This window comes from Burkholderia sp. Ac-20392 (assembly GCF_017104585.1).
Lineage (GTDB): Bacteria > Pseudomonadota > Gammaproteobacteria > Burkholderiales > Burkholderiaceae > Burkholderia > Burkholderia lata.
This window is the reverse complement of record NZ_JAAGPB010000680.1, coordinates 1-3,744: the sequence shown is the minus strand read 5'-3', so window position 1 is coordinate 3,744 and position 3,744 is coordinate 1. Positions and strand designations below refer to the sequence as shown.

General features: G+C 65.7%; 3 protein-coding genes. 2 read left to right on the top strand and 1 reads right to left on the bottom strand.

Annotated features, from left to right (window positions below; all coding sequences use genetic code 11):
* Positions 1-1,443: sensor domain-containing diguanylate cyclase (locus G3N99_RS36755; RefSeq protein WP_206124811.1), on the bottom strand; the 1,443-nt coding region annotated here is incomplete at its 3' end.
* On the opposite strand from G3N99_RS36755, the gene G3N99_RS36750 reads away from it, so the two are divergent.
* Complete coding sequence (locus G3N99_RS36750) at positions 1,382-1,624, top strand: hypothetical protein (protein ID WP_206124812.1); 243 nt, start codon at positions 1,382-1,384, stop codon at positions 1,622-1,624. The two genes, G3N99_RS36755 and G3N99_RS36750, sit on opposite strands and share 62 nt — an antisense overlap.
* 409 nt (positions 1,625-2,033) lie before the next feature.
* On the top strand, positions 2,034-3,569 hold the full coding sequence (locus G3N99_RS36745; protein WP_174940811.1) for an amino acid permease: 1,536 nt from the start codon (positions 2,034-2,036) through the stop codon (positions 3,567-3,569).
* The last annotated feature ends 175 nt before the right edge of the window (positions 3,570-3,744 follow it).

Below are 3,744 nucleotides of genomic sequence, written 5' to 3'. Positions count from 1 at the left end.
CAGTGTCGCGGCGTTCACGCGGCCGTTGGCGGAGGTTGCCGCGCCGATGCTGGCCGTGACGCGCCCGTACGGGCTTTTCGCGTGCTCGATGCCGAGCGCCGCGATCGCGCGCCGGATGCCCTCGGCAACGGTCAATGCGCCCTGCGCATCGGTGTCGGGCAGCGTGACGACGAATTCCTCGCCGCCGTAGCGCGCGACGTGATCGCTGTCGCGGCGCAGGCAGTGCGATGCGGTCTGCGCGACGCGCCGCAGCACGTCATCGCCGGCCGGGTGGCCGTAGTAGTCGTTGAACGCCTTGAAGTGATCGACGTCGACGAACAGCACCGACAGCGGGCGGCCGCTGCGCGACGCCCGCTGCGCCTCCTTCGCGAGCACCATATCGAACGTGCCGCGGTTGTCGACGCCCGTCAGCGCATCGGTGTGCGCGAGCCGGTACAGCTTCGATTCGGCGATCTGCCGGCGCTTCAGTTCGCGCGACAGCGCCAGCGATCCCCACGCGATGAACCCGGTGAACAGGCACATCAGCACGACGGTCCAGACCGCGCGATGGTGCCACGACGCGTAGATGTCGATCTCGGCGGGCGCGACGTCGACGATCAGCGGCAGGCCGGCGAGATGCCTGTAAACATAGATGCGCCGGATGCCGTCGATCGCGCCGACCCCGGTCAGCGCGCCGTCGCGGGTGCCCTGCGATTCGATGAAGAGTGGCGAGCTGTGCAGGTCGAGGCCGACCACGTGCGGGTCGTACGGCAGGCGCGACACGAGCGTGCCGTTGTTCTCGACGATCGCCGCGCTGCCGTGCTTGCCGACCGCAAGGCCGTCGAGCAGCGCGCGGAAGTAGTCGATGCTGAGCGTGCCGACGACGATGCCGGCGAACGTGCCGTCGGGCCGGTTGATCCGGCGGCTGAGCGCGATCGTCAATGCGCCGCCGCGCAGTCGGGCCGCGTACGGCTTGCTGATGTAGAGGCCCTGTGCGAGCCCGTCGCGATGCACGGCGAAATAGTCGCGGTCGGCAAAATTGCCTTGCCGCGCCGGCGACACGCTCGAATCGATCACGATATTGCCGTGCGCATCCATCACGAAGATCGACCCGAGATACTCGCCGGTCGCCGCGCGGTCGAACAGCAGCCGGTGGCGCTGGCGCGGCGGCAAGGTCATCAGTTCCGGGTCGGCTATGCCGTCGACGACGTTCTGCAGCGACAAATCGTAGAGTTCGATATTGCGCGCGATATCGCGTTCGATCAGCAGCATCAGGTTGCGTGCATTTTCGACCGCATGGTCATTTGCGTCGCGCCGCGCCTCGATTAAAAGCGACGTGGAAAGCCCCCAGCTGAACATCAGCAGCACGATCCCCGCAACGAGTACGCCGCGGGGCGACAGAATGCGTGCCACGATCGACGCGGTATGGCGTCGCAGCGCGGCGGGCAGCGTAAATGACTTCATCCTCGAGGGCGGCGGGCGGCGGATTTTCGCGTCGTTGGCGATTCCGTCCGCTGTTTATTTTGAATCGGGGCGCATTATCTCGCGAATTCCCGACATTCGCGTGCACATGCAAAACATGCATGCGGATACGGCGATTCAAAATTGTTACGCATCATTACTGCTTTACGTACGGGTGATTTGATTTGAATCAATCGTCAATATCGGTTGTATTGTCTGAATAATCCCGTGATTACCCGGCGATTATGAATGCTGGCTTGGTATCGGGCGGATGACGACAGGAGAGTGGAGAAACACCGGTTGGATCGGATAACCGGATAGCCCTCTGTCGCGCAGGGTTTTCAAGCCGGACGGCGACTACGGCCCGGTTCGACGCGGCCAACCCCTTGATTCTGCGAAGTCTCCGCGGCGGCGGCGGGCGGCGGCACCTGAGCTGTCCCCGTGACGAATCAGGTAGAATCCGCGCTTCGCCGCAGGCGCCCACCGCGCAACGCGTATCGGGGCCGCATCGAATGCATCGCAGGACGCGCACCGCGCTCCGATTCCGCATGCGCCGGCTACGGATGCCGGCCCGCTCAACGTTCGTCTCGTTTATGTCCGCAATTCCGAATTCCGACCCATCCGGTTCGTCAGCGAACCCACCCAAGCTTCATCGCGCGCTGAAGGCGCGCCACCTGACGATGATCGCCATCGGCGGCTCGATCGGCACGGGCCTGTTCGTCGCGTCCGGCGCGTCGATCTCGCAGGCCGGCCCCGGCGGCGCGATGGTCGCGTACATGGCGATCGGCCTGATGGTCTATTTCCTGATGACGAGCCTCGGCGAAATGGCCGCGTTCATGCCGGTGTCGGGCTCGTTCGCGACCTACGGCGCGAAATACGTGGACGAAGGCTTCGGCTTCGCGCTCGGCTGGAACTACTGGTACAACTGGGCCGTGACGATCGCGGTGGAGCTCGTCGCCGCGCAGCTCGTGATGCATTACTGGTTTCCGGACGTGCCGGGCGTGTGGTGGAGCGCGGCGTTCCTCGGCGTGATGTTCCTGCTCAACGCGCTGACCGTGCGCGGCTTTGGTGAAGCCGAATACTGGTTCGCGCTGATCAAGGTCGTCACCGTGGTCGCGTTCATCGGCGTCGGCCTGCTGATGATCTTCGGCATTCTGAAGGGCGCGCCGAGCAACGGCTGGGGCAACCTGACGATCGGCGACGCACCGTTCGCGGGCGGCCTGCCGGCGCTGATGGGCGTCGCGATGATCGCCGGCTTCTCGTTCCAGGGCACCGAGCTGATCGGCGTCGCGGCCGGCGAATCGGAAAACCCGCGCACGACGATCCCGCGCGCGGTGCGCCAGGTGTTCTGGCGCATCCTGCTGTTCTACGTGTTCGCGATCTTCGTGATCGGCGTGCTGATTCCCTATACCGACCCGAACCTGCTGAAGACGGACGTGACCGACATCGGCGTGAGCCCGTTCACGCTCGTGTTCCGCCACGCGGGCCTCGCCTTTGCCGCCGGCGTGATGAACGCGGTGATCCTGACGGCCGTGCTGTCGGCCGGCAACTCGGGCATGTACGCGTCCACGCGGATGCTCTACAACCTCGCGACCGAAGGCCGTGCGCCGAAGATCTTCGCGAAGCTGTCGCGCGGCGGCGTGCCGCGCAATGCGCTGTACGCGACGACGGCCGTCGGCGCGTTGTGCTTCTTCACGTCGCTGTACGGCGACAAGACCGTGTACCTGTGGCTGCTGAACACGTCGGGGATGACGGGTTTCATCGCGTGGCTCGGCATCGCGGTCAGCCACTACCGGTTCCGCAAGGGCTACGTGAAGCAGGGCTACTCGCTCGACCAGTTGCCGTACCAGTCGAAGTGGTTCCCGTTCGGCCCGCTGTTCGCGTTCGTGCTGTGTCTCGTGATCGCGCTCGGGCAGGACTATCAGGCGTTCCTCGCGAACCGGATCGACTGGGCCGGTGTGGCCGCGACCTATGTCGGCATTCCGCTGTTCCTCGTCGTGTGGCTCGGCTTCCGGTTCCTGAAGAAGAGCCGCTTCGTGCGCTACGAAGACATGGAAATCGCGCCGTGGATCGCCGCGAGCCGCGGTGCGCAGCAGCAGCCGGTGGCGAACCGCGAAACCGCGGGCTGACGCGGGCGCGGCCAGCGGCCGCGCGACGTGAGATGAAACGGGAAGCCTCGCGCTTCCCGTTTTTTTTGCCCGGCTTTTGCCTGCACGGGGTCAAAGCCGGTTATATTGCCCGACCCTACCGGGCCACGGCCCGGCCGGCGCGAGGCGCGCCGCGCGGATCGGCATCCGGCGCGCG

Excerpts from the sequence above, each read along its gene's own strand:
- G3N99_RS36750 (WP_206124812.1), top strand. The coding sequence starts at position 1,382 with ATGCGTGCCACGATCGACGCGGTATGGCGTCGCAGCGCGGCGGGCAGC.
- G3N99_RS36745 (WP_174940811.1), top strand. The coding sequence starts at position 2,034 with ATGTCCGCAATTCCGAATTCCGACCCATCCGGTTCGTCAGCGAACCCA.